General features: G+C 61.2%; 21 protein-coding genes. 10 read left to right on the top strand and 11 right to left on the bottom strand.

Going from position 1 to position 25,450, the window contains the following annotated elements:
- Nucleotides 1-27 precede the first annotated feature (27 nt).
- From C4J85_RS19385 to C4J85_RS19380, 3 genes are all read left to right on the top strand, one after another.
- Nucleotides 28-921, top strand: coding sequence for a LysR family transcriptional regulator (locus C4J85_RS19385; RefSeq protein ID WP_124410510.1), 894 nt, complete (start codon nt 28-30; stop codon nt 919-921).
- 143 nt (nt 922-1,064) lie between these two features.
- Entirely contained in the window at nt 1,065-1,187 is a 123-nt protein-coding gene (locus C4J85_RS27770; protein WP_017737772.1) for a PA1414 family protein, read from the top strand.
- Nucleotides 1,188-1,584: 397 nt separating this feature from the next.
- Nucleotides 1,585-3,663: an FAD-dependent oxidoreductase gene (locus tag C4J85_RS19380; protein WP_124410509.1), complete on the top strand. Its 2,079-nt coding sequence runs from the start codon at nt 1,585-1,587 to the stop codon at nt 3,661-3,663.
- Nucleotides 3,664-3,730: 67 nt separating this feature from the next.
- Here the strand turns inward: C4J85_RS19380 and C4J85_RS19375 are convergent, their stop codons facing one another.
- From C4J85_RS19375 to speB, 4 genes are read right to left on the bottom strand one after another with little or no spacing between them, the layout of a single operon-like run.
- Nucleotides 3,731-5,113: a sodium:solute symporter gene (locus C4J85_RS19375; RefSeq protein ID WP_124410508.1), complete on the bottom strand. Its 1,383-nt coding sequence runs from the start codon at nt 5,111-5,113 to the stop codon at nt 3,731-3,733.
- Nucleotides 5,114-5,136: 23 nt separating this feature from the next.
- Entirely contained in the window at nt 5,137-6,708 is a 1,572-nt protein-coding gene (locus C4J85_RS19370; RefSeq protein ID WP_124410507.1) for a cytosine permease, read from the bottom strand.
- Between the two features lie 21 nt (nt 6,709-6,729).
- Nucleotides 6,730-7,152, bottom strand: coding sequence for a nuclear transport factor 2 family protein (locus C4J85_RS19365; RefSeq protein ID WP_124407855.1), 423 nt, complete (start codon nt 7,150-7,152; stop codon nt 6,730-6,732).
- Nucleotides 7,152-8,102 (bottom strand): agmatinase, encoded by a 951-nt coding sequence (gene speB / locus C4J85_RS19360; RefSeq protein WP_065909690.1) that lies wholly within the window; start codon nt 8,100-8,102, stop codon nt 7,152-7,154. Before speB ends, C4J85_RS19365 begins: the two co-directional genes overlap by 1 nt.
- Nucleotides 8,103-8,254: 152 nt before the next feature.
- Between speB and C4J85_RS19355 the strand changes: the two genes are divergently transcribed.
- The 7 genes from C4J85_RS19355 (at nt 8,255) to C4J85_RS19325 (ending at nt 16,695) form a co-directional block, all read left to right on the top strand.
- The gene (locus C4J85_RS19355) at nt 8,255-9,148 is read left to right on the top strand and encodes a LysR family transcriptional regulator (RefSeq protein WP_124367890.1); all 894 of its coding nucleotides are present in this window, start codon (nt 8,255-8,257) and stop codon (nt 9,146-9,148) included.
- Nucleotides 9,149-9,153: 5 nt separating this feature from the next.
- Nucleotides 9,154-9,753, top strand: a complete 600-nt coding sequence (locus C4J85_RS19350; RefSeq protein ID WP_124410506.1) for a tRNA-uridine aminocarboxypropyltransferase — start codon at nt 9,154-9,156, stop codon at nt 9,751-9,753.
- Nucleotides 9,754-10,529: 776 nt separating this feature from the next.
- Complete coding sequence (gene cysM, locus C4J85_RS19345) at nt 10,530-11,432, top strand: cysteine synthase CysM (protein ID WP_124363840.1); 903 nt, start codon at nt 10,530-10,532, stop codon at nt 11,430-11,432.
- Complete coding sequence (rlmD, locus tag C4J85_RS19340; RefSeq protein WP_124410505.1) at nt 11,432-12,784, top strand: 23S rRNA (uracil(1939)-C(5))-methyltransferase RlmD; 1,353 nt, start codon at nt 11,432-11,434, stop codon at nt 12,782-12,784. Before cysM ends, rlmD begins: the two co-directional genes overlap by 1 nt.
- Before the next feature lie 119 nt (nt 12,785-12,903).
- Nucleotides 12,904-15,147: a GTP diphosphokinase gene (gene relA / locus C4J85_RS19335; protein ID WP_124363838.1), complete on the top strand. Its 2,244-nt coding sequence runs from the start codon at nt 12,904-12,906 to the stop codon at nt 15,145-15,147.
- 143 nt (nt 15,148-15,290) lie between these two features.
- Entirely contained in the window at nt 15,291-16,124 is an 834-nt protein-coding gene (gene mazG, locus C4J85_RS19330; protein WP_124410504.1) for a nucleoside triphosphate pyrophosphohydrolase, read from the top strand.
- A gap of 25 nt (nt 16,125-16,149) precedes the next feature.
- Nucleotides 16,150-16,695, top strand: coding sequence for a DUF2058 domain-containing protein (locus C4J85_RS19325; protein WP_014719402.1), 546 nt, complete (start codon nt 16,150-16,152; stop codon nt 16,693-16,695).
- A 66-nt stretch (nt 16,696-16,761) separates the two neighbouring features.
- Here C4J85_RS19325 and C4J85_RS19320 read toward each other — a convergent pair whose 3' ends face one another.
- The 7 genes from C4J85_RS19320 to purM form a co-directional block, all read right to left on the bottom strand.
- Nucleotides 16,762-18,876 (bottom strand): TonB-dependent receptor, encoded by a 2,115-nt coding sequence (locus tag C4J85_RS19320; RefSeq protein WP_124410503.1) that lies wholly within the window; start codon nt 18,874-18,876, stop codon nt 16,762-16,764.
- On the bottom strand, nt 18,873-20,099 hold the full coding sequence (locus C4J85_RS19315) for an MFS transporter (protein ID WP_124410502.1): 1,227 nt from the start codon (nt 20,097-20,099) through the stop codon (nt 18,873-18,875). The genes C4J85_RS19320 and C4J85_RS19315 overlap by 4 nt, the downstream gene beginning before the upstream one ends.
- On the bottom strand, nt 20,089-22,014 hold the full coding sequence (locus C4J85_RS19310) for an IucA/IucC family siderophore biosynthesis protein (protein WP_124410501.1): 1,926 nt from the start codon (nt 22,012-22,014) through the stop codon (nt 20,089-20,091). Before C4J85_RS19310 ends, C4J85_RS19315 begins: the two co-directional genes overlap by 11 nt.
- 219 nt (nt 22,015-22,233) lie before the next feature.
- Nucleotides 22,234-22,422, bottom strand: coding sequence for a hypothetical protein (locus C4J85_RS19305; protein WP_124367883.1), 189 nt, complete (start codon nt 22,420-22,422; stop codon nt 22,234-22,236).
- A 379-nt stretch (nt 22,423-22,801) separates the two neighbouring features.
- Complete coding sequence (locus C4J85_RS19300; RefSeq protein ID WP_124363833.1) at nt 22,802-23,515, bottom strand: DUF3108 domain-containing protein; 714 nt, start codon at nt 23,513-23,515, stop codon at nt 22,802-22,804.
- Nucleotides 23,516-23,523: 8 nt separating this feature from the next.
- On the bottom strand, nt 23,524-24,174 hold the full coding sequence (gene purN, locus C4J85_RS19295) for a phosphoribosylglycinamide formyltransferase (protein ID WP_124410500.1): 651 nt from the start codon (nt 24,172-24,174) through the stop codon (nt 23,524-23,526).
- Nucleotides 24,174-25,232 carry a phosphoribosylformylglycinamidine cyclo-ligase gene (gene purM / locus C4J85_RS19290; RefSeq protein WP_124410499.1) on the bottom strand — a complete coding sequence of 353 codons (1,059 nt, stop codon included), beginning with the start codon at nt 25,230-25,232 and terminating at the stop codon, nt 24,174-24,176. Before purM ends, purN begins: the two co-directional genes overlap by 1 nt.
- Nucleotides 25,233-25,450 lie beyond the last annotated feature (218 nt).

Below are 25,450 nucleotides of genomic sequence, written 5' to 3'. Positions count from 1 at the left end.
TGAACTTGTTCAGTTTTGGAGAAAGTTATGGAGTTCAGTCAACTGCGCATCTTCCAGGCGGTGGCGGAGGAGGGCTCCATTACCCGCGCCGCCGAGCGCCTGCACCGCGTGCCGTCGAACCTGTCGACTCGGCTCAAGCAGATGGAAGAACAGCTCGGCGTCGAGCTGTTTGTGCGGGAACGCCAGCGTTTGCAGCTGTCTCCTGCGGGTAAAGTGCTGTTGGACTACAGCAGCCGTCTACTGGCGCTGCACGACGAAGCCCACGGCGCCGTTCAGGGCGGGCAACCGGCCGGTGATTTTGTACTCGGCAGCATGTACAGCACGGCAGCGATTCACTTGCCGAAACTGTTGGCGCGTTATCACAAGGCCTACCCGAGGGTGAACCTGCAGGTGCAATCTGCGCCGAGCGGCGAGCTGCTGGAAGGCTTGATCACCGGACGGCTGGATGCGGCGCTGGTGGATGGCCCGCTGGCCCTGGCCACGCTGGACGGCGTGCCGCTGTGCGAAGAGCGCCTGGTGATCATTTGCGAAGCCGACCACCCGCCAGTACGCGGCCCCCAGGACGTCGCCGGCCGCTCGGTATTCACGTTCCGCCGCAGCTGCGCTTATCGCACCCGCCTGGAAAGCTGGTTTTCCCACGATCGCGTGGCCATGGGCCGGGCCATCGAGATTGAGTCTTACCAAGGCATGCTCGCGTGTGTCATCGCCGGTTCCGGCGTGGCGTTGATGTCTGAATCGATGCTCGACAGTCTGCCAGGCAAGGACAGCGTGTCCGTTCATCCGCTGACTGGGCCTTTTGCCACTGCTACCACCTGGTTGATGTGGCGAAAGGGTATGCTCGGCGCTAACCTCAATGCATGGATTGAGCTGCAGCAGTCGGACCGGGCAGAGTGCTTGCAAGACAGGCGTGAAATTGCTTGAACGATCCGACAGGATCCAGATCCATTCAGTAATAGTTCGTTGTGCTTTCGCACAAGCAATACGTAAGACTTAGCGCTACTATCAATGTAGGAAACGGCGACAGAACAGGCGCCTACTCGCATTACCCTCAAAGGGGGCAAATCATGAAAGAGAAAATTCAAACCTGGCTCCATGACCTTGGCGTTGCGCTGGGCTTGATCGAGCCTCCGCTGCAGCCGGTACCGATTCGTACCGATGATGAGCAACGCCGCCCTCGTCGGCGCTGATCCCAAGCCAACCCAGGATTCGTGTGGGAGCGGGCTTGCTCGCGATGCGGTGAGTCAGTCGATAGATAGTTGACTGGTTTACCGCATTCGCGAGCGAGTCCGCTCCCACATTTGTTTGTGTCAGGTATGAAAAGCGGTTACGCCACCTGGCTCCTTCACTTTCAACTGTCGGAATTGGACCACTCGTACGTCAGAATTGGCTGGCTTACTCATTTTTCAGGATGAGCGTAGGTTGAATTCCGTTACGGAGCCATGCTCATGGTTCATGGGCTGTTGCAACGCTTATGGAACGACCCATAAAGCTATCGGAATAGAAAAGCGCCTGCTTCCGTAACTCCAAACTTTAGAAAGCCTCTCTGCGAGGCGTGACTAAGTCAGAGTTATTGGAGACAACGCTATGACGCGCTCTTCCGTTCCGCCAGTCGCCGCATCCCTGATCGCCACACTTGAAAGCATTTTGCATATCGCGCCGGTGTCCAGAGCCTGGAAGGCTAACGCTCCCAGCAACATCGTGTTTCTCCCCCCGACAATAAACAAACAGGCATTGCTCACACAGATCGGGCTTTTGCGTCCATCAACGATCGTTGTTGGGGACCAGGCCATGGATGCAGACGTCATAGACCTGTGGCGTACAGCCCACCCATTCGGAAACCTCCATCTGATACGCAGAGGTACGAGTCTGGATAAGGTGCAACTGGATCTGTGCGCATCCAGCGGCATTCAAGTGGTCAACACGCCTGGGGTCAACGCGCCGCACGTCGCGGCTTATATGGTGCACTGGCTGACACTCGCCGACGGTTCGCTACCCCGTGACATCTGCGTACTGGGATATGGCAATGTCGGTCAGGAACTCGTCAAGTTACTGCTTGAACGAGATCCGCAAGTTCGAATCAAGGTATTGAGCCGATACCGTCTGGCGCCTGACAGGAACGTAGTACAAGGCAGTCGAGTGTCATTTGTGGTGGACTGGTTGGAGGCGATGAGAGGGGCCAGTGCAGTCGCCCTCTGCTTGTCTTTGACGAATGACTCTACTCATCGCATTGACCGCGCTCTTATTCAATGTATGCACCCGCAGGCCCGCCTGGTTTGCGTCGCCAAACCGGACGTCTTCAGCGATGACGCTTTGCAGACCCTGGCGCAAGCCGAGGGCATCCAGCTTGTATTGGACTATGGGCCGGTAACACTGGACGCGTTTCGAGTGCGCACGCAAAAGCTCGGTTGCAGTGTCTCTACATGGCGCAACCCGGCGACGCTGACTGCGCAGGCGGCCACTACCGAAGGCTGCCAGTGCGATCTGGACTATGCGGTCTCCATGCAACTGAGCTTGACGGCCTTGCGCGGCGTCGTCAGGCGCAAACTTGCGCAGCCATTGACGATCCCCTCTCAACAGATAGACCCCCAGGCGCCACGCGTATCGATCATCGGTAGAGGGATTAACGGCCTGTTCCAAGCCGTGATGTTTCGCCTGGCGAATTATCAGGTCGACGTGTACGGCGGCAACCGGCAGTGCGACGGCGCCAGTCACAAGCACGTAAACATGCGTCATCTGTCAGCGACGGAGACAACGGCAAAACCGTTGCATAACCCGTTCCTGTTGTCAGGAAACCAGCATCTGGCCGTTGAGTGCAATCGAGCAGGCATCGAACTGTTTGAAAAACTTTTGGCCGATAACCCATCGCTGGCACCCTGTGCACGCGCGCGGATTGTAAGAGCCTATAGGGACGATGCCACTGAGGTAGAGGGCGCGATCCGCGAGCAACGCGATATCCAAAGAAGGCCTTGGCCGAGCGGTAAACCGGGAAGTGAAGTCGCAGAGATCAGCCAACGGCAATTCCAGGCAAGTTATGGCGTCCCTGGCGTCGGTCGGGCCGTGGAAGTATCGGGTTATGAGGTAGCGTTTAATGATCTGACGCGGGAGTTAGAGCGGCTGTTGCAGCGTTCGGGGGTTCAATTTCGGCCCCAATATCTTAATGCGGTACAAATTGCCGAGCTAAGTAAAGATCACTTTGTCGTCACTGCCATGGGCGTAGAGGAACCCAATGTCATCGCGGTCATTGGCTGGTTTTTCAAACTGTGCGCCAAAGATAATGAAGGGGCCGAAATGTGCGGACTCAAGCTGCAGTACGATTTACCCATTGGGGTCATGAATTGCCGCCTGGACGGGGATTACATTCTGATCTCCGGCGGGCAGGTTGCGCCTGGATCGACATTGGAGCATAAGGAACACGTACTCGAGGCGTGCCTTGCCGCGGTATCTCGGCACTTTCCACGGTCCTACCGCAATGCGGTCGAAAAGGGCGACCTGCAAATAATCGAATGTGCCAGGCCGGGTACTTCAGATGGGCTGTCGATAGTGTATTGGTCCGCCCACCATCAAATCGCGGCCGGGGGAACCTATGCAGGGGGCACCACACAGGGATTGGTATGGGCCTCTTTGGTTCAGGAAACGATTCAGGCCAGAGCGCATGAACGGTGAATGATAAAAAACCGGTGCGACATCCGCTGTCGCACCCGCTGAGGGAACCGCTCTAAAGCTGTTTACCTCAAGCCGCCCCCGCCACCACCGCCCCCGGTTTACGCGACAACACACTCACCAGCACAAAACTCACCAACGCCACCGCGAGGCTGTAGTAAATCGGGGTGTTTGCGTCCAGCCCATCCTTGAACATGAATACCAGCGCGGTCACGAAACCCAGCGTCATCGAGGTGATCGCCCCGCAGGTGGTTGCACGCTTCCAGAAAATCGCGCCGATCAGCGGGATCAGCATGCCGCCTACCAACAGGTTGTAGGCCAGGGTCAGGGCGCTGATCACATCGTTCACCACCAGTGCGATACCCAGCACCGCTATCCCGGTCAGCAGGGTGAACAGGCGGTTGACGCCCAGGCTCGACTGTTTGCCACCGCGCACGCGTGGCAGCAGGTCTTCGGTGAGCACGGTAGAGGCGGCGAGCAACCCGGCGCTGGCGGTTGACATCATTGCCGCCAGGGCAGCGGCAATCACCAGGCCACGAATGCCGTCCGGCAGGGAGGCTTTGACGATGGCGGCGAACGCGTTGTTGACGTTATCCAGGTCCGGGATCAGCACATGCGCGGCCATGCCGATCAATGCGCACGCCAGGCCGTAAAGAATGCAGTAGACGCCGGCGAACGTGCCTGCGTACTGGGCGACTTTTTCGTCACGGGCAGTGAATACGCGCTGCCAGATGTCCTGGCCGATCAGGATGCCGAAGAAGTAGATCATGAAGTAGGTGATGATCGTGTCCCAGCCGATCGCGGTGAAGCTGAAGCTCGAGGCCGGCAGCTTGGCCACCAGTTCGTCCCAGCCGCCGACGCGGTACAGGCAGATCGGCAGCAGGATGAACATCAGCCCGACGGTCTTGATCACGAACTGCACGATATCGGTCAGGGTCAGCGACCACATGCCGCCAATCGTCGAATACACCACGACCACGCCACCGCCCAGCAGCACCGAGATCCAGAACGGCAGGCCGAACAGCACCTGCAGGACGGTGCCGATCGCCAGGATCGAGGTCACCACGACCATCAGCGCGTAGGTCAGCATGATCACCGCGCTGGCTTGGCGCGCCATGGGGTTGTAGCGTTTTTCCAGGACCTGGGTGACGGTGAAGATTTTCAGTTTCAATAGCGGCTTGGCCAGGAACAGGTTCAGCGCAATGATCCCCGTGCCCAGCGCGGCGCACAGCCAAAAACCGGAAATGCCGTGCACATATCCCAGGCGCACGGTGCCAACGGTAGAGGCACCACCCAGCACCGTGGCGGCCATGGTGCCCATATAGAGAGACGGGCCGAGGTTGCGCCCGGCGACCAGGTAGTCTTCGTGGGTCTTGGCGCGGCGCATGCCGTAGTAGCCGAGCACGAGCATGCCGGCGGCGTAGACGAGTACGACGAATAAATCCAAAGCCATGACGGCGAGTCTCCGATTATTTTTTATTGTGCAGAAGGCGCTTGCTGTGGCGAGGGAGCTTGCTCCCGTTCGACAGCGAAGCTGGAGCCGGCTTTTTCAGGACCGCTTCGCAGTCCAGCGGGAGCAAGCTCCCTCGCCACAAACGTCGGCCCATAGACGGCAGCCGGTTCCGGAAACAGCCGCAGCAGGCTCAGGTACACCACCGAGGCCAGGCCCAGCGTTACCGGCAAGCTGATGTCGATGCCCTCGGCCAGGTTGCCCAGCGGCCCGACGAACTGCCCCGGCAGGTTGACGAAGCACAGGCCCACCAGCGCGCTCGGGATCCAGGCCCCCAGCCCGCGCCAGTTCCAGCCATGGCTGAACCAGTAGCGGCCGCCGGTTTCGCCACGGGTGAACACCTGCAGGTCATCCGGGCAATAAAAGCCTCGGCGTACGATCAGGCCGATGATCATCATCACCATCCATGGGGTGGTGCAGGTGATGATCAGCACGGCGAAGGTCGACACGCTCTGCACCAGGTTGGCGGCGAAACGTCCGATAAAGATGAAGGCAATCGACATTACCCCGATCAGCAGCGTGGCCTTGACCCGTGACAGCAGGCGTGGAAACACGCTGGACATGTCCAGCCCGGTGCCATACAGCGAGGTGGTGCCGGTGGACATGCCGCCGATCACCGCAATCAGGCACACCGGCAGGAAGAACCAGCTCGGTGCCACCGCGAGCAAGCCGCCCACATAGTTGTTGCTGGCGATGTAGTCCGGTGCCTTGACCGCCACGATGGTCGCGGTAGCCAGGCCGAACAGGAACGGAATCAAAGTGGCAACCTGAGCCAGGACCACCGCCAGCATGATCCGGCGCTTCGGGGTGTGGCGCGGGATGTAGCGCGACCAGTCGCCGAGGAACGCGCCGAAGGAAATCGGGTTGCTCATCGCCACCAGCGCGGCGCCGATAAACGCCGCCCAGAAGCCGCTCTGGCCGAGGGCGACGCTGCCGGCGAATTGGCTGTCGAAGGCCGGCGCAAAGGCGAAGATCCCCAGCAGGAACAACAGGCTCGCGGCCCATACCGCAATCCGGTTGACCCACAACATGAAGCGAAACCCGTAGATGCACACCGTCAGCACCAGAAGGGCGAAGACGCCGTAGGCCAGGCCCAGGGTCAGGTCGGATTCCGGCAGGCCGATCAGACGTTTCGCACCACCCACCAGCGCATCGCCTGAACTCCACACCGACAGTGAGAAGAAGGCAATCGCCGTCAGCAACGACAGAAACGAGCCGACAATCCGCCCATGCACGCCGAAATGCGCGCCGGAAGACACGGCGTTGTTGGTACCGTTGATCGGCCCGAACAGGCCCATGGGCGCCAGGATCACCGCGCCCACCAGCACGCCCAGCACAATCGCCCAGACCCCGGCCTGGAACGACAGGCCGAACAGCACCGGGAACGCGCCCAGCACGGCGGTGGCAAAGGTATTGGCACCGCCGAAGATCAGCCGGAACAGATCCTTGGGGGCGGCGGTGCGTTCGTGGTCGGGAATCTGTTCGACCCCGTTGGTTTCTATGGTGCGAATACTGTTTTGGTTGTTTTTATTATTCATGATCAGCTCCGATCACATTGGCTAAGGGGGCGGCAGCCCTTCCGGCATAGCGGACAAATGTTCGTGACAGGCCAGCCACAGGCCTTGTTGTTGTTCTGTGCGCGACCCTTGCCGTGTGAAGACGATGGTCTCGCGTTCCTGGCTGAAGTGATGCTCCCCGTTCATGCGCAGCTCGGTGGCCACGTCATGCATGAAAATCGCCACGTCACCGTGCAGGCTGACAACGGCATTGCTTGAGGTGCACGACAGCACCTCGAACCCCTCGTCCCGGCGCCAGCAGTCCCACAACGCCTGGTAGGCATCGCGGCTGAGCAGTGGCTGGGGGAGGGTATGGAACACAAAACTCGCATCGGCCGTGAACGCGCCGAAGTAAGCGGCGCGGTCGTTGCGAGCGAAGGCCGAGACCAGCGCGGCCGCTGCCTTTAGCACCGCTTGCGCGTCCATCAGCGATGTGCCACGCCGGGCAGTACGCAGAGCATCTCGTACAGCAGGTTGGCGCCGAGCAGTGAGGTATTGCCGGTGGTGTCGTAGGGCGGCGAAACTTCCACCAAATCACAACCAATCAAGTCCAGGCCCTGGCAGCCACGGATAATCTCGATCGCCTGAATGGTGGTCAGCCCGCCGATTTCCGGGGTGCCGGTGCCAGGCGCCCAGGCCGGGTCGATGCCGTCGATGTCAAAGCTCAGGTACACCGGCCCGCCGCCGACTTTTTCGCGCACTTCGGCCATCAACGGCGCGAGGGAGTGGTGCCAGCATTCTTCCGCCTGAACCACACGAAAGCCCTGTTTGCGGCTCCAGTTGAAGTCTTCAGCGGTGTAGCCCTGGGCGCGCAGGCCGATCTGCACCACCCGGTCGCAATCGAGCAAACCCTCTTCCACGGCGCGGCGGAAGGTGGTGCCGTGGGCGATTTTTTCGCCGAACATATGGTCGTTGACGTCGGCGTGGGCATCGATGTGCACCAGCCCGACCTTGCCGTGTTTCTTGTGGATGGCCCGCAGGATCGGCAGGGTGATGGTGTGGTCGCCGCCCAGGGTCAGGGGAATGACGTCGTGCTCGAGGATTTCATCGTAGGCCTCTTCGATGATGCGCACGGCGTCGAGCAGGTTGAAGGTGTTGATCGCCACATCGCCGATGTCTGCAACCGACAGCGAATCGAACGGCGCCGCACCGGTGGCCATGTTGTACGGGCGGATCATCACCGATTCGGCGCGGATTTCACGCGGGCCGAAGCGGGTACCGGCGCGCAGCGAGGTGCCGATGTCCAGGGGCACGCCGACAAACGCGGCGTCCAGGCCCTTGGCCGTTTGCAGGTGGGGCAGGCGCATCATGGTGGCGATGCCGGCGAAGCGCGGCATTTCGTTGCCGCCCAGTGGTTGGTGGAAAATCTTGTCCACGGGATTGCCTCATCGTTGTTGTGGTTATCTGGGGGCCGATTCTGCGAAATACATGGAAACGAAAGAATCGCCACGGGCAAATACTTAGTTCAGATTTTTCTAAACTAAAGCCTGGGGTAGACTGCGCTGCTTGAGCTGAATCCGGAGAACCCATGGCCAACGCCTTGCCCGACCTGAAACTCCTGCGCATCTTCGTCAGCGTCGTGCGCCACCAGGGGTTCGCCAATGCCCAGCACGAACTCAACCTGTCGACGTCAGCCATCAGCACCTACATGAGCCAGCTGGAAGCGGCGCTGGGCCTGGTGCTGTGCCACCGCGGGCGGGGCGGCTTCAGCCTGACCAGCAAGGGCGAGCTGTTTCATCAGGAAACCTTGCGTTTATTGGCCGAGCTGGAAGGCTTCGAGCAATATGCCGCCGCGTTGAAGGGCGAGTTGCGCGGCACCCTCAAGCTCGGTGTGCTCGACTCCACCGTCAGCGATAAAGCCCTGCCGTTCGCCGAGGTGATTGGCGCCTACAGCCTCGAACATCCGGCGGTACATTTGCATCTGTCGGTGTTGAGCCCTTATGAACTGCAACTTGGGGTGCAGGACAATCGCCTGGACCTGGCCATCGGCGCATTCTCCAACCGCATGAGCGGGCTGATCTATATGCCGTTGTACCGCGAGCAGCACTGGCTGTATTGCAGCACCCGGCACCCGTTGTTCAACGAGCGGCGCATCCCCGAGCAGGTCATCACCCAGCAGCGCATGGTCGGGCGCGGCTACTGGAGCCAGGCCGAACTGGCGCGCCATGGCTTCAAGCACAGCGCCGCGACGGTGGAAAGCATGGAGGCGCAACTGATCCTGGTGCTGTCTGGCGCCTACATCGGCTATTTACCCGAGCACTACGCGCAAGCCTGGGCCGACAAGGGCGACCTGCGCGTGCTGCTGCCGGCGACCTTTGGCTACCAGGCGCCGTTTTCGATGATCATGCGTCGGGGGCGCAGCCGCGAGCCGCTGATCCAGACCTTCCGCGATTTACTCAAAGCCCAGCTCAACCAGGCCTGAAAACCATGTCCAGACCCCAGTGTTCCCGTTGCCTGAGACCTCTCAGCCACTGTTTGTGCTCGCTGATCCCCAGCCTCGACAGTCGCACCCGCGTGCTGCTGTTGCAGCATCCGAGCGAGGTCAACCATGCGCTCAATACTGCGCGATTGGCGGCGTTGGGGCTCAGCAATGCGCAGTTGGTGGTGGGGGAGGTGTTCGATGATCTGGAGACGTTGTTGAGCCCGCCCGGTTATCAGGCGCGCCTGCTGTTCCCGGGCGATGATGCGCAGCCTTTGCAAGCCTATACGCCAGGTGATCAGCCGCTGCTACTGGTGGTGCCCGACGGCACCTGGCGCAAGGCGCGCAAGTTGCTGCACCTCAACCCGTTGCTGGCAGCGTTGCCTCGGGTGACGCTGGCCAACGGCGGCGTCTCCCGGTATCGCTTGCGCAAGGCGCCGGGGCCTGGAGCCTTGTCGACGGTCGAAGCGGTCGTGCAAGCGTTGCAGGTACTGGAAGCGCCGACATCGTTTGAGCCGCTGTTGAAACCCTTTGAAGCATTGATCGAGGGGCAGATTGCGGCGATGGGGGAAGAGGTTTTTCAAAGAAATCATGGCGGTGGGGATTAGAGCCCGGCCGGTTATCGAGGTGCGGCCATCGGGGCATAGGTATCTACACAATTTTGTAGCAGCCTACGGTAGCCACGATGCGAAGCGAGCCGCTCTCGATCTTGCTTTTGATCTAGGCGCCCCGTTAAACCACGCTGGCCGCAATCCGATAGTGATTTGGGGGGTAAACCGGCAGGGATGCCGGTTTAGCCGCCCCGCGCCATGGATGGCGCGTGGCGGCGGCCCCCCAAATCACTGTCGGATTACGGGCACACCGAGCCTAAGCGAGGTGCCGAGTGGTGGGGCAAGAGCGTTTTGCTTACTTTTGCGCTTTTCAAAAGTGAGACGCCGTAAGGGCGGAACCCATAGCAGCCGTTACCGCAGCAACGGATATGTACTCGCCCTGATCCAGCATCCTGGTCGGCTGTCAGGCCGCCATCGGGGGCAAGTCGAATCGTCGCACCGCCCCTCCCACATTTGGATCGCGCGGCATCAGTCAGATAGCTATAGGCCGCCAGGTCGCCACGGGAGCAAGCTCCCTCGCCACAGGTTCAGGGCTACGCCAAAGTTGTGTAGATATCTATGGCCATCGGGGGCAAGCCCCCTCCCACATTCGACCGCATTCTCATGTTGGAACGCGATCAACTGTGGGAGGGGGCTTGCCCCCGATGGCGCCCTCATAGGCACTACACCTCTGCCTTATTCCTATAAGCCATAAGCACCGCACTTTGCGTGATATGGCGCGCCGACCTTTCCCGGTATGATGTGCGCCCCGCAGTCTGGATTGCGAATACGCCATGACCTTGCAGTACCCTACAATCGCCGATTGCGTCGGCAATACTCCCCTGGTCCGCTTGCAACGCATGGCGGGTGAAACCAGCAATACCTTGTTGCTCAAGCTTGAAGGCAACAACCCCGCCGGTTCCGTCAAGGACCGCCCGGCGTTGTCGATGATCACCCGCGCCGAACTGCGCGGGCAGATCAAGCCGGGCGACACGCTGATCGAAGCCACCTCGGGTAATACCGGGATCGCCCTGGCCATGGCCGCCGCGATCAAGGGTTACAAGATGGTGCTGATCATGCCCGACAACGGCAGCGCCGAGCGCAAGGCGGCGATGACCGCCTATGGTGCCGAACTGGTGCTGGTCACCCAGGAAGAAGGCATGGAAGGCGCCCGCGACCTCGCCGAACGCATGGCCGCCGAAGGCCGTGGCGTTGTGCTGGACCAGTTCGCCAACGGGGATAACCCCGAAGCGCATTACACCAGCACCGGCCCGGAAATCTGGCGTCAGACCCAGGGCACCATCACCCATTTCGTCAGCTCCATGGGCACCACCGGCACCATCATGGGCAACTCGCGCTACCTCAAGGAGCAGAACCCGGCGATTCAGATCGTCGGCCTGCAGCCGATGGAAGGCGCGGCCATCCCCGGTATCCGGCGCTGGCCCGAAGAGTACTTGCCGAAGATCTACAACGCCACGCGCGTGGACCGCATCATCGACATGGCCCAGCGCGAAGCCGAGGACACCACCCGGCGCCTGGCGCGTGAAGAAGGCATCTTCTGCGGCGTGTCGTCCGGCGGCGCCGTGGCCGGTATGTTGCGCTTGTCCAGGGAAGTCGAAAACGCGGTGATCGTCGCGATCATCTGTGACCGAGGCGACCGTTACCTGTCGACCGGCATCTTCGACGAACCCAACTGATGGCCAAGCACGAGAGAGGCCTGCGCTTCCAACCGACGGGCGGCAGCCGGGCCCCGCAGATTCCCGTGGGCAAGAAGCAGCGCCTGACTATCGAGCGCCTGGCCAACGACGGTCGCGGCATCGTGTTCTTCGAAGGCCGCACCTGGTTCGTCAACGGTGCGCTGGCCGGCGAAGAGGTGGAAGCGCGGGTGCTCGGCGCCCACGGCAAGGTGGTCGAGGCGCGCACCGAGCGGGTGTTCAAGGCCAGCGAACTGCGCCGCCCGGCTCCCTGCGCCCACGTTGGCCGCTGTGGCGGCTGCAGCGTGCAGCACTTGCCTCACGACGAACAGCTTGCCCTGAAACAGCGCATGCTCGCCGAGCAATTGTCGCGCGTGGCCGGTGTCGAACCACAAGAGTGGGCCGCGCCCCTGAGCGGGCCGGAATTCGGCTACCGCCGTCGTGCCCGCGTGGCCGTGCGCTGGGATGCCAAGGCGAAAAAACTCGAGGTGGGTTTCCGCGCCGTGGCCAGCCAGGACATCGTCGCCATCGATGATTGCCCGGTACTGGTACAGGCCTTGCACCCGATCATGCAGCGTCTGCCGAACATGCTGCGCCGCTTGAGCAAACCTCAGGCGTTGGGGCATGTGGAGCTGTTCAGCGGCTCGTCCATCGCCGTGTTGCTTCGACATATGGCACCGCTGTCTGACGCGGACATGCAGGTACTGCAGGAATTTTGCAGCTTCCATGACGCCCAGTTGTGGCTGCAGGGCGAGGGGCCGCCGCAACCGGTCGAGCCGGGCAGGGCGCTCGGTTTCCGCCTTGAGGCGTGGGATTTGGAGCTGGCTTACCGGCCGGGCGATTTTGTGCAGGTCAACGCCGGGGTCAACGAGGCGATGGTCGCCCAGGCCCTGCAATGGTTGGCGCCGCAACCCGATGAGCGGGTGCTAGACCTGTTTTGCGGGCTGGGCAATTTTGCCCTGCCACTGGCCAGGCAGGTCCGCGAAGTCGTTGCGGTGGAAGGCGTTCAGGCTATGGTGGAGCGCGCTGCAGAGAATGCCATCAGCAATAATTTGCATAATGTGCAGTTTTTTCAGGCCGATTTGTCCCAGCCCCTGACCGACGCGGAATGGGCCAAACAGGGCTTTTCTGCGGTACTCTTGGACCCACCCCGCGATGGTGCCCAGGAGGTTGTGCGCAAACTGGCCGCCCTGGGAGCCAGGCGCCTGGTGTATGTGTCCTGCAATCCCGCTACGCTGGCGCGGGACACGGTTGAGTTGGTCAAGCAAGGTTACCGGCTAAAGCGTGCCGGGATCCTCGACATGTTTCCGCAGACAGCGCATGTCGAGGCCATGGCGTTATTTGAAGCGGGCTAGGATGCCCGTTTAATCCGACTGGCCTGCAGTCTCCAGGGCCGTGAATGCCAGGGAGTCTGCAGCAAGGTCGGCGATGATTTTTGGCGCATCCAAGGTGCGTCGTAGGGAAGGTAAGCAAGATGGTACAGGTGAGAGCACACCAGCCGATCAACACCGACGGCAGTATCAATCTCGAGGCATGGCTGGATCATGCCGTCAGTGTCGACCCGGCACTGGACCGTGAAGCCTTGAAAGCAGCCTGCGAGTTCGCTCGTGAGTCTGAACAACAGGACAATGCGGCCAAGAACCTGTGGGCGGAAGGCACGTCGAGCTTTCGTACCGGGTTGGAAATCGCCGAGATCCTTGCCGATCTCAAGCTGGACCAGGATTCGCTGATCGCCGCCGTGCTCTATCGCGGTGTGCGTGAAGGGCATATCCCGTTGCCGACCGTCGGCCAGCGTTTCGGCGCCGTGGTGGCCAAGCTGATCGACGGCGTGCTGCGCATGGCGGCCATCAGTGCCAGCCTCAGCCCGCGCCAATCGATGGTGCTGGGCACCCAGGGCCAGGTGGAAAACCTGCGCAAAATGCTGGTAGCGATGGTCGACGACGTGCGCGTCGCGCTGATCAAGCTGGCCGAACGTACCTGCGCTATCCGTGCGGTGAAAACCGCCGATGACGAGAAGCGCAACCGCGTCGCCCGCGAGGTCTTCGACATCTACGCGCCGCTGGCGCACCGCCTGGGTATCGGTCATATCAAATGGGAGCTGGAGGACCTGTCCTTCCGCTACCTCGAACCCGATCAATACAAACAGATCGCCACGCTGCTGCACGAGCGGCGGCTCGACCGCGAGCGCTTTATCAGCGACGTTATGGGCCAGTTGCGCGCCGAGTTGCAGGCCACCGGCGTCGATGCCGACATCAGCGGCCGCGCCAAGCACATCTATTCGATCTGGCGCAAAATGCAGCGCAAGGGCCTGGCGTTCAGCCAGATCTACGACGTACGCGCCGTGCGTGTGCTGGTGCCGGAAATGCGCGATTGCTACACCGCGCTGGGTATCGTGCATACCCTGTGGCGGCATATTCCCAAAGAGTTCGACGACTACATCGCCAACCCCAAGGAAAACGGCTACCGCTCGCTGCACACGGCGGTGATCGGCCCTGAAGGCAAGGTGTTGGAAGTGCAGATCCGCACCCACGCCATGCACGAAGAGGCGGAGTTGGGCGTTTGCGCGCACTGGCGTTACAAGGGCACCGACGTCAAGGCCGGTTCCAACCAGTACGAAGAGAAAATCTCCTGGTTGCGCCAAGTGCTGGAATGGCACGAAGAACTCGGCGACATCGGCGGCCTGGCCGAACAGTTGCGCGTGGATATCGAACCGGACCGGGTCTACATCTTCACCCCCGACGGCCACGCCATCGATTTGCCCAAGGGCGCCACGCCACTGGACTTCGCTTACCGCGTGCACACCGAAATCGGCCACAACTGCCGGGGCGCCAAGATCAACGGGCGCATCGTGCCGCTCAACTACAGCCTGCAAACCGGTGAGCAGGTCGAGATCATCACCAGCAAGCATGGCACGCCGAGCCGCGACTGGCTGAACCCGAACCTGGGTTACATCACCACCTCGCGGGCGCGGGCGAAGATCGTGCACTGGTTCAAACTGCAGGCCCGCGACCAGAACGTCGCCGCCGGCAAGACCTTGCTCGAGCGCGAACTGGCGCGCCTGGGCCTGCCCCAGGTGGATTTCGACAAGCTGGCCGAAAAGGCCAACATGAAGATCGCCGAAGACATGTTCGCCGCCCTCGGTGCCGGCGATTTGCGCCTGGCCCAGCTGGTCAACCTGGCCCAGCAACTGGTGGAGCCGGAGCGCGGCAACGAACAGCTGGAACTGATCCCGCGCAAGGCCACCGGCTACAAGCCCGGCAAACGTGGCGATATCCAGATCCAGGGCGTGGGCAACCTGATGACGCAAATGGCCGGCTGCTGCCAGCCGTTGCCGGGCGACGCCATCGTCGGCTACATCACCCAGGGACGCGGGGTGAGCATTCACCGCCAGGACTGCGCCTCGGTGCTGCAGCTGGGCGGGCGCGAACCGGAGCGGATCATCCAGGTCAGCTGGGGCCCGGTGCCGGTGCTCACGTACCCGGTGGACATCATCATCCGTGCCTACGACCGCTCCGGTCTGCTGCGCGACGTCTCGCAGGTGCTGCTCAATGAGCGGATCAACGTGCTGGCGGTCAACACCCGCTCGAATAAAGAGGACAACACCGCGTTGATGTCCCTGACCATCGAGATTCCGGGGCTGGACGCGCTGGGGCGGTTGCTGGGGCGGATATCGCAGTTGCCGAACATCATTGAGACGCGGCGTAATCGCACTCCATGAACGCGGTTTAAAATGTGGGAGGGGGCTTGCCCCCGATGAGGGAGGGTCAGTTGGCACCTTTATTGACTGACCCATTGCAATCGGGGGCAAGTCGAATCGTCGCACCGCCCCTCCCACATTTGATCTTCAGCGGAAAGAGACTGATGTATTCACTTGAAGACCTGCTGCACCTCATGAGCCGCCTGCGCGATCCGCAATACGGCTGCCCATGGGACATCAAGCAAACCTACGCCACTATCGTGCCGCATACCCTGGAAGAGGCCTACGAAGTGGCCGACGCCATCGAGCGTGGCGACTTCGATCATCTGCAAGGCGAGTTGGGCGACCTGTTGTTCCAGGTGGTGTATTACAGCCAGCTGGCGCGGGAAGAAGGGCGCTTCGAATTTGCCGGGGTGATCGACAGCATCACCCGCAAGCTGATCCGCCGTCATCCCCACGTGTTCCCGACCGGCGACCTGTATGCACCGCTGGATATTCCTCAGCTGAGCGAAGAGCAGGTCAAGCAGCGTTGGGAGCAGATCAAGGCCGAGGAGCGCGCGGAAAAGTCCGACGCACCCGAGCAATTGTCCCTGCTCGATGACGTGCCCACTGCCTTGCCATCGCTGTCCCGTGCCGCCAAGCTGCAGAAGCGCGCCAGCCAGGTGGGTTTCGACTGGCCGTCGGCGTTGCCGGTGGTGGATAACGTGCGCGAAGAGCTGGATGAAGTGCTCGAAGCCATGGCCGATAACGATTCGGAAGCCATTGCCGATGAAGTCGGTGACCTGCTGTTTGCCGCGGTCAATCTGGCCCGTCACCTCAAGGTCGACCCGGAAACCGCGTTGCGTGGCGCCAATGCCAAGTTCGAGCGACGGTTCCGATTTATCGAACAGGCATTGCGCGAGACGCATCAACCCATAGAAGATTGCACCCTCGAAACGTTGGACGCCCTGTGGGGCGAAGCCAAACGCCAGGAAAAGAATGTTTTCAGCTGCGGTTGAGCAGTTGCCTAAGTGAGTAAGCACCATGAGCCTTTCCCTTCGCGACCAGTTGCTCAAAGCAGGTCTGGTCAACCAAAAGCAGGCCAAGCAGGTCGGCAAAGAGAAGCAGAAACAGCAGCGGCTGGTCCACAAGGGTCAGGCCGAGGTCGATGACACCCAGGCGCGCCTGGCGGCCGAGGCGCATGCCGAGAAGGTCAAGCGCGACCAGGAGCTGAACCGTCAGCAGCAGGAAAAAGCCGAGGCCAAGGCCCGCACGGCCCAGGTCAAGCAACTGATCGAAACCTCGCGCCTGCCCAAGCTGACCACCGAGGACTACTACAACTTCGTGGATGACAAGAAGGTCAAGCGCCTGTCGGTCAACACGCTGATGCGTAACAAGTTGAGCAACGGCTCCCTGGCCATCGTGCATCACGGCGGCGGCTACGAGGTGATCCCGCGCGAAGCCGCGCTGAAGATCCAGGAGCGCGCGCCGGAGCGTATCGTGCAGCTCAATATCCTGACCGAAAGCCAGGTGCCGGATGAGGATGATCCGTACGCCGCCTACCAGATCCCGGATGACCTGATGTGGTAAACCGCTGAAAACAACAAACCCCGCCAAAAGGCGGGGTTTGTGTTTTTACCGTGCCGCGCCAGCCTGTTACCAATCCACTGCGTAGCTCAAGCTGAAGGTACGACCTTCGGCATTCGGGTACGGCGCGCGGGCGTTGGCCTGGGCGAACATGTTCTGGTAGTTGCGGTCGGTGAGGTTGTACACCGCACCTTCGAGACGCCCCACCGGCAGCCTTACCGAACCCAGCAGGTCCACCAGCGTGTAGCCCTGGATATCGCGCCCGTTGTTGTCCTTGAACGCGGCGTCATAGTTGGCCAGGCGCATGCCCTGCAGGCGCAGGCTGTAGTCGCCACGGTCGTAGCCGACAAACGCGGTGGTCTTGGCCGGGGAGATGCGGGTGGCGGGCAGGTCGATCCATTTGCCGTTCTGCTGGGTCTCGCCTTTGGAATAGGCGTACGTGCCGCCGACCGACCACTGGTCGGTGACGTTATACGTCAGGCTGGTTTCGATACCGCGCACGCGTTCTTTCTGGTTGATCAGGCGTAGCACACGGTCATTGGCATCATAGAACTGCGTCACATCCGAGGTGTTTTCATACGCCGTGACATTGGCCAGCCACTTGTCCCAGTTGCCACGCCAGCCCAGTTCATAGCTGTTGACCTTCAACGCCTGGGCATTGAGGTCTTGAATGTTGTACGTGCTGTTGACGTCACGCAGGAAGCGCTGGATATCCGGCAGTGAAAAGCCCTGGCTGAAGTTGGCGAACACATCCTGGTTTTCACTCAGGTGGTACACCGCGCCGAGGTTGTAGAGGGTGTCGTCATACTTGAGGGTGCCGCCCGGCAGTGTCGCGCGGTTGCCGGTCTGAACGATTTCGCCATAGGCGATGCTGTCGTCGACCTTGCTCTCGATCCATTCACGGCGCACGCCACCGCGCAGGGTCCAGTCGCCGATGTCATAGGACAGTTGGCCGAAGATCGCCTTGGTGGTGGTCTGGATGTCCGGGCCCAGCTCGAAGGTGGTACCGGTCTTGGTGTACGTCAGGCCGTTGACCCGGTATTGGTCGCCGCGTTGGCGCGAGGTTTCATGATCATAGTCGGCCCCCCAGACCAGGTTGCCGGTCGCCGGGCCGATGTCCGGCATTTGCGTGTCGATCGCGGCGCGCAGGCCGTACACATCTTGCACGCTGTTGTTGTCCGACACCCCGGCTCGGCCCCGGGACAAGTCCGGGAAGAACAGCGCATCGGCGCGGCGCCAGTAACTTTCGACCTGCAAGCCCTGGCCGTAGAAGTCCTTGTCGGCGTAATTGAGGTTGACCGCCTGGTTGTGGGTGGACGGCTGGTCGTCCAGGTCCAGGCCTTTCACCGCGACGGCCTCGCTGGTAATGCGTGGGTTCTTGGTGTAGCGGGTGTCTTGTTCGTCTTTGTAGTCCTGCAGCGACAGGCTGAGCTTTTTGTCGTCATCCAGCTCGTAGCCGAAGCGACCTTGCAGGTCGTAGGTGTCGGTGTCCATGTTGCTGCCCTGGGACGTGTCCTGGGGAATGCGCTTGCCGTTACCGTCGAACTGGTCGTTGCGTTGCACGGCGTTGCCCGACACATACCAGTCCAGCGGGCCCTGGCGGCCTGTTGCGCTCTGGAATGCCTGGTAGGAAAAGCCTTTGCGGCTGAGGTTGTCACCGGCGGTCATGCCGATCTTGCTGCTGAAGGCCAGGTCTTCACCTTTGTTGCGCTTGGTGATGATGTTGATGATGCCGCCCGATGCGCCGGCGCCATAAACGCTGCTGGCGCCGGAAATCACTTCGATGCGCTCGATGCTTTCCGGTGCCACGCTATTGAGCTGGCGGAAGTTGTCACGCGTGGCGTTCTGGGAAACCCCGTCGATCAGGATCAGCGTATTGCGCCCGCGAAGCGTCTGGCCGAAGTTGCTCATGCCGCCGCTGGAGGGCGCGATGCCGGGGACCAGTTGCCCGAGAATATCGGCAACCCGGCGTCCTGCCGAGGTCTGCTGGCGGATCTGTTCTTCATTGATGACCTGCACCGAGCCCGGGATCGCCGCAATGCTGGTTTCACTGCGCGTGGCCGAGACCACCGTCGGCTGTAGTTGCAGGCTGGTCGCCGGCGTTTCTTCAGTTTGATCGGCCCAGACGGGCGCACTGATCGACCCGAGCAGGGGCAGCAGAAGGGCCCATTGTGATGTGTTCATGACCTTGCCTTTGAGTTATTAGAAGTAGTGACAGAAAAAACGGACGTCTCAGGTGTTCGGGTGAGCGAACGAATGGCGCGGATGCCCAGCGCAGCCAGGGCATACGTCAGCGCGACCAGCCAGAAGCTGTGCGCCAGGCCCACCATGGCCATGCCGATGCCACCCAGCAGCGCGCCGCACAACGCGCCGGCCTTGGCGGCGCTGTTGCCCAGGCCCAGGGCGAACCCCTGCTGGCTGGGTGCAACGGTGTTGGCGATCAGCGTGTAGGCCACGGGCAACAGCGCGCCTTGCCACACGCCCCACAGCAGCCGGCTGGCGAGGAAGCCAAACCATTCATTCGCCAATGCCGTGAAGGCCAGTGTGAAGGCGCAGGCCCAGGTGACCCACTCAATGATGCGCAGCGTGTGTGCAGGTTGATGTCGGTCAAACAGGCGGCCCCACAACGGCGCGGACAGCGCCAGGGTCAATGCGCTGGCGGCATAGCTGGCGCCGATCAGCCACGCGGGCGCATGCAGAACATCGGCAACATATAAGGCGTAGAACGGTTGCGGCATCATCTTGGCTGCTTGGATCAAGACGATGATCCCCAGCATCGCGCCGAGCCAGCCTTTGGGGAGTGCGGCGGGCGTCGAGGTGCGCGCGGGTCTCGATCGTGGTGAGTCGTTGGGTAAGAAGGCGCTGATTATTGCGCACAACAGGCAGACTGCGGTGGCGCTGTAGCACAGCAATGCGAAACCGGATATGTCCATCAGCCAGCCGCCCAACACCGGCCCGGCCAGGGAGCCCACGGCGGTGGCGGATTGCAGCCGCGCTAGGATATGCCCGCGACCGCCATCGCCGCAGTAGGCCAGCGCATAGGCCTGCGCGGCCGCAATAAAGCCGGCCAGCGCACCCTGCGCCACCCGGATCGCCACCAGCAGCCAGGGATCGTAGGTGATGGCGGCCAGCGCCTGGCATATCGCCAGCGCCAGCAGCGCGCGGATGATCATCGGCTTGTGCCCGGTACGATCACCCAGGCGCCCCCACATGGGCGTAAGCACCATCGCCGCCATCATCGGCCCGGCATACACCAGCGCAGACAGCAGGCCGGTGTACTGGGCGTTCGCGGCGCCAAGCAGCTTCTGGATTTGCAATGGCCAGAAAGGGCCGCTCATTTCCATGGCGCCCATCGACACCAGCTGAATCACCACCAGCAAGCGCAGCGCCGTGCTGTTAGCCGACATTGGCGGCGCTACTCAGCGGGTTGGGCAGGCGCCCGACGATATCGGCATGGCTTTCCATCAGTCGCATGCGCATGAACGACTTGGCCGGCCAGTCCTGTTCCAGCAGCGCGGCACGTTCGGTCAGCCAGCGCTGAGGGTCGACCTCGCTGCGCACATCATCGAAGCACTGGCTGACCTGCGCTGACAGTTCATCCCACAACAGCGCCTGGGAAACCTCGAAGTGGCGCGCGCCGAGCAATACCAGCTCGCCCAAGTGGCACATGAACACTGTGTGCAGCAACTTGTCGCGCACGAAACCGGCATCGTCGTACAAGGTCATTTTCGGATCATGCAGTTCGATATCCAGACCTTGGGCGTGCAAGGTTTTGCGGTCGATCCGGATATCGCCGAAATCGCGCAACAGCAGGCGGCTGACTTGCCCGTCCGCATCCATGACCATAAAGGAATTCTGCTGATGGGCCTCGAAGGCCACGCCATAACGCAGGTACATGCCCAGCAGGGCCGGCACGGCAATGGATGCGTAGTCCTTGAAAAACGCACAGAGGGCCTGTGCATCGTCGGCGCCTTGGCTCAGGCGGACCCACTGCCTCAGCAACGGCTGCCCATGCTGGTCGGTGGCAAACAGGCTGCCCACCGGGACGGCCATTTCCCCGGTTTGGAGCAGGCTCTGCGGGTTGTCGCGATAAAGCACCGCCAGGTGGCGGGAGTGCTCGTCATTCACCGGCTGTGGCTTGAAATGCACGCCCAGGCGCTCGGGGACGATGCTGAGGATGTTCTGCAGCCCGGCCTCACGGGCCAGGATGGTCTGCAGTAGATGGCTGATCCGCGGCCCCATACGCGCCGAGCGTGGCGACACCGTGCGCTGCACGCTGGTCAGGCGCAGCGAAACCGGAAGCTTGACCATGGGCGCATCGCTGCGGCCCTCAGGCAAAACGGTGCGGAACGACATGGTCGGGTGGGCCGTGAATGCAACGATATCGGTGAGCACCAACAGCTGGTCGCCGATTTCATTGGCGAACAGCTGCGGTAGCTCCTGGCGAGCTTGCCAAGGGTGGGCAGGCAGCGGCAAATAATCGCTGGCCTCAAGGCCCTGTGCGGTCAGGTGCGCCGTCAATTGGCGAGCCGCTTGCGGGAAGTGGCCCTGCCACCACTGCCAGTAATCCGCCGTGCCGGCCAGGCTTTCGACATGGGCGTACTGGCGGTGCAGCGCACACAGCAATACCGGGAAACGCGCTTCGAACTCAGGCGAGAATTCGATCACCTGGTCTGTCGCCAAACCCAGCTTGGTCTTGTAGTTGGGGTGCCAGGGATGGCCAAGCGTGCCCCATTGCTCAAGCACTGACGTCGGGTTGCCAGCCTCTGGATCGTGCTTGAGGTAGCTGAGCAGGTTGTGCTGATGCACGGGGTCCATCGAGGCGTGCAGCTCGAGCGTCCATTGCGCGTGGAAGGCCAGGCACAGGGTGTCGTTGATGAAGCTGTCGTCGATCTCTGTGTTGAGGCGGTCCAGTACCTCTGGGGCGGCAGGCGATTCGAGGCGGGTGTTCAGTAAGGTCAGCAACTGCGACGGGAACTGGAGGGTCTGTTCGGGCTGCCCAACCCGCAGGACGCTGACCTTGCCTCGCAAATCCCAACTGGCCATGCGGCCGGGGCGCAGGTGCTCAAAGCGCAGGCGGCTCTGGTCGGGCAGCACCAGCCAGCAGTGGTCGTGTTCGTCATAACTGAGGGTGTTGGGATCGAGCAGGCCTTCACGAAACAGGGCCTGGATCAGGCGTTGAAAACTTCGTTCGCAGGCGGGCGCCAAGGTGGCGACCAGTGTCTGAAGGGTGATGTGCCTGGCCTGGAATTGACGAGTGGCCAGCGCTTCACCCCAGCGGCCAAGCAGCGATTGTTCCGGTGTGGTGAGGTGTCCATGCATGAGGTCAAACTCCGTTTTCGTGGGGCCGAGTGAAAAGCGGAGCGATACTATCGAGAATCATTACCAATTGTCTATTTGTTGTTACGTTTTTATACCGTCGTAGGGATGCAGAGGAAAGCGGCCACTTTATAAAACGAAAAACCCCGCTCAAAAAGGCGGGGTTTCTGTGTGTAGGCGGCCTGGCTGCGTGGGCCGGGGCGTCTACGCGATGTCAGGGTTTCAGGAGCCTTCTGCCTGGCGTCTCATTTCAAGCGATTCAAGTTCGTTTTTATAATTGTGGGCATCGCTCTCGTTGTGGAACATGCCGACCAGCAAATCTTGTTGATGTACGTCCCAGATGTGAATCCCGTGGCCTATCGCTTCATGGGACATATGTTCATCGTCGCGTTCAGTTACTTTTACAGTCATCTGCTTGCTCCAATCTCTGGTTGATCTGCGGCAAGTCGTCGCAGGCCTTTGTTATATGGTTTGTTAGCTTGCTAAGTAAACTGGTTTTGCGCGCAACAATTTATTGCGGGAAACGCAACATTCCTGCAGGCCGCGTAAACCGTGGCATTGGGTCGCAGTGGTGGGGGTTTTATGACAAAAGTTTCATGTTGTGGCAGGGCTTTGGAGGTTGTGTTGCCCCCGCCAATGCCATCGGGAGCAAGCCCCCTCCCACATTTTGAAATGCATTCCAAGTGTGGGAGGGGGCTTGCTCCCGATAGCGGTGGAGGCTTAAAAGCAGAACCTGCAGGCAAAAAAAAGCCCCGCATTCAGCGAGGCTCTTTTTAACTCATCAGGGCGTTCAGCTCCCTTTGACAGCCTTACCGTCAACGGTGCCATCCTGCAGCATGATGTTGTATTCCTTGCCATCCGTTTCAACCTGGCGCAAGGCAACCAGAATGCCACCCTGGTCCTTGGCAAACCACATCTGCGTGATGCGCTTGCTCTGGGATGGATCACGCACGCGTTCAACCTTGATCGCGTCGATGGAGCCTACCTTGGTCTGGACCTTTTCCGGGCCCATGACGCGGAAGTCATAGGTATCCACATCCGTACCTTCGGCCACTCGGTAGCTCATGCTTTTCTTGCCGGCAGCCACATCGCGCTGAAGGGCGAGTTGATAGGTGGACTTGTCGAGCATGCCGCTTTCGAGGGTGACGTTGACCGGGTCCTTGTTTTCAAAGCCGGTGATCTTCTTGGTCGCCTGGTCGAAATCCAGGTTGATCTTCTTCGCCTTGCCCAAACCGCCGCGCTCGAAGCTGTAGCTCTTGGGTTGCAGGGTGTCCTTGTCGAACAGGATCACGCTGGTTTCGGTCAGGCTGGCGATCATCATCGAGGCCTTGAAGTTCAAGGTCCAGGTGCCGTCGCCGTTCTTGGTCAGGCTGCGTTCAGCCGAACCACTCATGGGCAGTTGTTTCCAGTCGGCGGTGTAGCTGACGGAGAAGGGGTGAAGGTCCGCCGCTTGCACGGCAGGCAGAGCGAACAGCGCAAAAGCGAAGAGCAGGGCGCGACGCATAAAATCTCCTAGGTTCGAATCAAGTGGCCGCTGGCCGCGAGTAACTGACCATCCAATAATGCACCCTGTTCACCAAGAATCAACCGACCCTCGGCAAACCAGCGAACAGCCAACGGGTAAATCCTGTGTTCCTGGGTATGAACCCGTTGCGCAAGCGTCTGCGCCGAGTCATCCGACTCTACCGGAACCACTGCCTGTACGACCAGAGGCCCGCCATCGAGTTCCTCGGTGACAAAGTGCACGCTGCAGCCATGCTCGCGGTCGCCGGCGTCGAGGGCGCGTTGATGGGTGTGCAGGCCTTTGTACTTGGGCAGCAGGGAAGGGTGGATGTTGAGCAGGCGCCCTTCGTAATGCCGCACGAAATCAGCGCTGAGGATGCGCATGAAGCCGGCAAGTATGACGAGCTTGGGGTTGAAGGCGTCGATCAGTTCGATCAAGGCGCGGTCGAAGGCCTCGCGACCGTCGAACGCCTTGTGATCCAGCGAGCGGGTCTCGATACCCGCGTCCCTGGCGCGTTGCAGGCCGTGGGCATCGCTGCGGTTGGAAATCACCGCAGCGATGCGCACCGGGCTGTCGCCGGTGCGCGTGCTGTCGATCAGGGCCTGCAAATTACTGCCGGTGCCGGAAAGCAGCACCACGACATCACAGGTGACAGGCATCAATGCGCCTTAAGGTTCTTCAGTTCAACCTGGGCCGCGCCTTCGGCAGCGCTGGCGATCTGGCCGATGACCCAAGGCTGCTCGCCGGCTTCACGCAGTACGTTCAGCGCGGTTTCAACGTGCTCCTGCGCCACGCAGATGACCATGCCCACGCCGCAGTTCAGCACACGGTGCATTTCGGTTTCGTTGACGTTGCCTTTCTCTTGCAGCCAGTCGAAGACCGCAGGGCGCTGCCAGCTGGCCACGTCGACAATCGCCTGGGCGCCTTTTGGCAGCACGCGCGGGATGTTGTCCAGCAGGCCGCCGCCGGTGATGTGGGCCATGGCCTTGACGGCGCCGGTGTCCTTGATCAGCTTGAGCAGTGGCTTGACGTAGATGCGCGTCGGGGCCATCAGCAGGTCGGTCAGTGGCTTGCCGTCGAGCTGGATGTTCTCGATATCGGCGCCGGACACTTCGATGATCTTGCGGATCAGCGAGTAGCCGTTGGAGTGCGGGCCGGACGATGGCAGGGCGAGCAGGGCGTCGCCGGCAGCGACTTTGGAGCCGTCGATGATTTCGGATTTTTCCACCACGCCGACGCAGAAGCCTGCCAGGTCGTAGTCTTCGCCTTCGTACATGCCTGGCATTTCAGCGGTTTCGCCGCCGACCAGGGAGCAACCCGCCAGTTCGCAGCCGGCGCCGATGCCGGTGACCACTTGGGTCGCGGTCTCGACATTGAGTTTGCCGGTGGCGTAGTAGTCGAGGAAGAACAACGGCTCGGCGCCGCACACCACCAGGTCGTTGACGCACATGGCAACCAGGTCGATGCCGATGCTGTCGTGCTTGTTCAGGTTCAGCGCCAGGCGCAGCTTGGTGCCTACGCCGTCGGTGCCGGAAACCAGTACAGGCTGCTTGTAGCCGGCCGGGATTTCGCAGAGGGCGCCAAAACCGCCCAGGCCACCCATGACTTCAGGGCGCGCAGTGCGCTTGGCGACGCTCTTGATGCGTTCGACCAATGCTTCACCGGCGTCGATGTCTACACCGGCGTCCTTGTAGCTCAGGGAGGGTTGCTTGCTCATGATCCAGGCCTTTAGGGGGGATTTCTGGGTAACGACCGAGCGGGCAGGCACTTTTGGCGAAGGCCCAGCCGTTGACGGTCTGCGAAGGCGCGCGATTTTATCAGGCTTGAGGGGCAGCGGCCATCCTCGGGCCGACGGGCAGGGCATATGAGTCTAAAAAAAACCGAATCGGCCCGGTAATGCACCGTATTAAGGTATAGCCTTGAATCCGCTATCGT

Origin of the sequence: Pseudomonas sp. R4-34-07 (assembly GCF_003852375.1) — a bacterium.
Taxonomy (GTDB): Bacteria; Pseudomonadota; Gammaproteobacteria; order Pseudomonadales; family Pseudomonadaceae; genus Aquipseudomonas.
The sequence above is the reverse complement of the archived record's forward strand: the minus strand, read 5'-3'. Positions and strand labels throughout refer to the sequence as shown.

Excerpts from the sequence above, each read along its gene's own strand:
- C4J85_RS19385 (WP_124410510.1), top strand. The coding sequence starts at position 28 with ATGGAGTTCAGTCAACTGCGCATCTTCCAGGCGGTGGCGGAGGAGGGC.
- C4J85_RS27770 (WP_017737772.1), top strand. The coding sequence starts at position 1,065 with ATGAAAGAGAAAATTCAAACCTGGCTCCATGACCTTGGCGTTGCGCTG.
- C4J85_RS19380 (WP_124410509.1), top strand. The coding sequence starts at position 1,585 with ATGACGCGCTCTTCCGTTCCGCCAGTCGCCGCATCCCTGATCGCCACA.
- C4J85_RS19375 (WP_124410508.1), bottom strand. The coding sequence starts at position 5,113 with ATGGCTTTGGATTTATTCGTCGTACTCGTCTACGCCGCCGGCATGCTC.
- C4J85_RS19370 (WP_124410507.1), bottom strand. The coding sequence starts at position 6,708 with ATGAATAATAAAAACAACCAAAACAGTATTCGCACCATAGAAACCAAC.
- C4J85_RS19365 (WP_124407855.1), bottom strand. The coding sequence starts at position 7,152 with ATGGACGCGCAAGCGGTGCTAAAGGCAGCGGCCGCGCTGGTCTCGGCC.
- C4J85_RS19355 (WP_124367890.1), top strand. The coding sequence starts at position 8,255 with ATGGCCAACGCCTTGCCCGACCTGAAACTCCTGCGCATCTTCGTCAGC.
- C4J85_RS19350 (WP_124410506.1), top strand. The coding sequence starts at position 9,154 with ATGTCCAGACCCCAGTGTTCCCGTTGCCTGAGACCTCTCAGCCACTGT.
- cysM (WP_124363840.1), top strand. The coding sequence starts at position 10,530 with ATGACCTTGCAGTACCCTACAATCGCCGATTGCGTCGGCAATACTCCC.
- rlmD (WP_124410505.1), top strand. The coding sequence starts at position 11,432 with ATGGCCAAGCACGAGAGAGGCCTGCGCTTCCAACCGACGGGCGGCAGC.
- relA (WP_124363838.1), top strand. The coding sequence starts at position 12,904 with ATGGTACAGGTGAGAGCACACCAGCCGATCAACACCGACGGCAGTATC.
- mazG (WP_124410504.1), top strand. The coding sequence starts at position 15,291 with ATGTATTCACTTGAAGACCTGCTGCACCTCATGAGCCGCCTGCGCGAT.
- C4J85_RS19325 (WP_014719402.1), top strand. The coding sequence starts at position 16,150 with ATGAGCCTTTCCCTTCGCGACCAGTTGCTCAAAGCAGGTCTGGTCAAC.
- C4J85_RS19320 (WP_124410503.1), bottom strand. The coding sequence starts at position 18,876 with ATGAACACATCACAATGGGCCCTTCTGCTGCCCCTGCTCGGGTCGATC.
- C4J85_RS19315 (WP_124410502.1), bottom strand. The coding sequence starts at position 20,099 with ATGTCGGCTAACAGCACGGCGCTGCGCTTGCTGGTGGTGATTCAGCTG.
- C4J85_RS19310 (WP_124410501.1), bottom strand. The coding sequence starts at position 22,014 with ATGCATGGACACCTCACCACACCGGAACAATCGCTGCTTGGCCGCTGG.
- C4J85_RS19305 (WP_124367883.1), bottom strand. The coding sequence starts at position 22,422 with ATGACTGTAAAAGTAACTGAACGCGACGATGAACATATGTCCCATGAA.
- C4J85_RS19300 (WP_124363833.1), bottom strand. The coding sequence starts at position 23,515 with ATGCGTCGCGCCCTGCTCTTCGCTTTTGCGCTGTTCGCTCTGCCTGCC.
- purN (WP_124410500.1), bottom strand. The coding sequence starts at position 24,174 with ATGCCTGTCACCTGTGATGTCGTGGTGCTGCTTTCCGGCACCGGCAGT.
- purM (WP_124410499.1), bottom strand. The coding sequence starts at position 25,232 with ATGAGCAAGCAACCCTCCCTGAGCTACAAGGACGCCGGTGTAGACATC.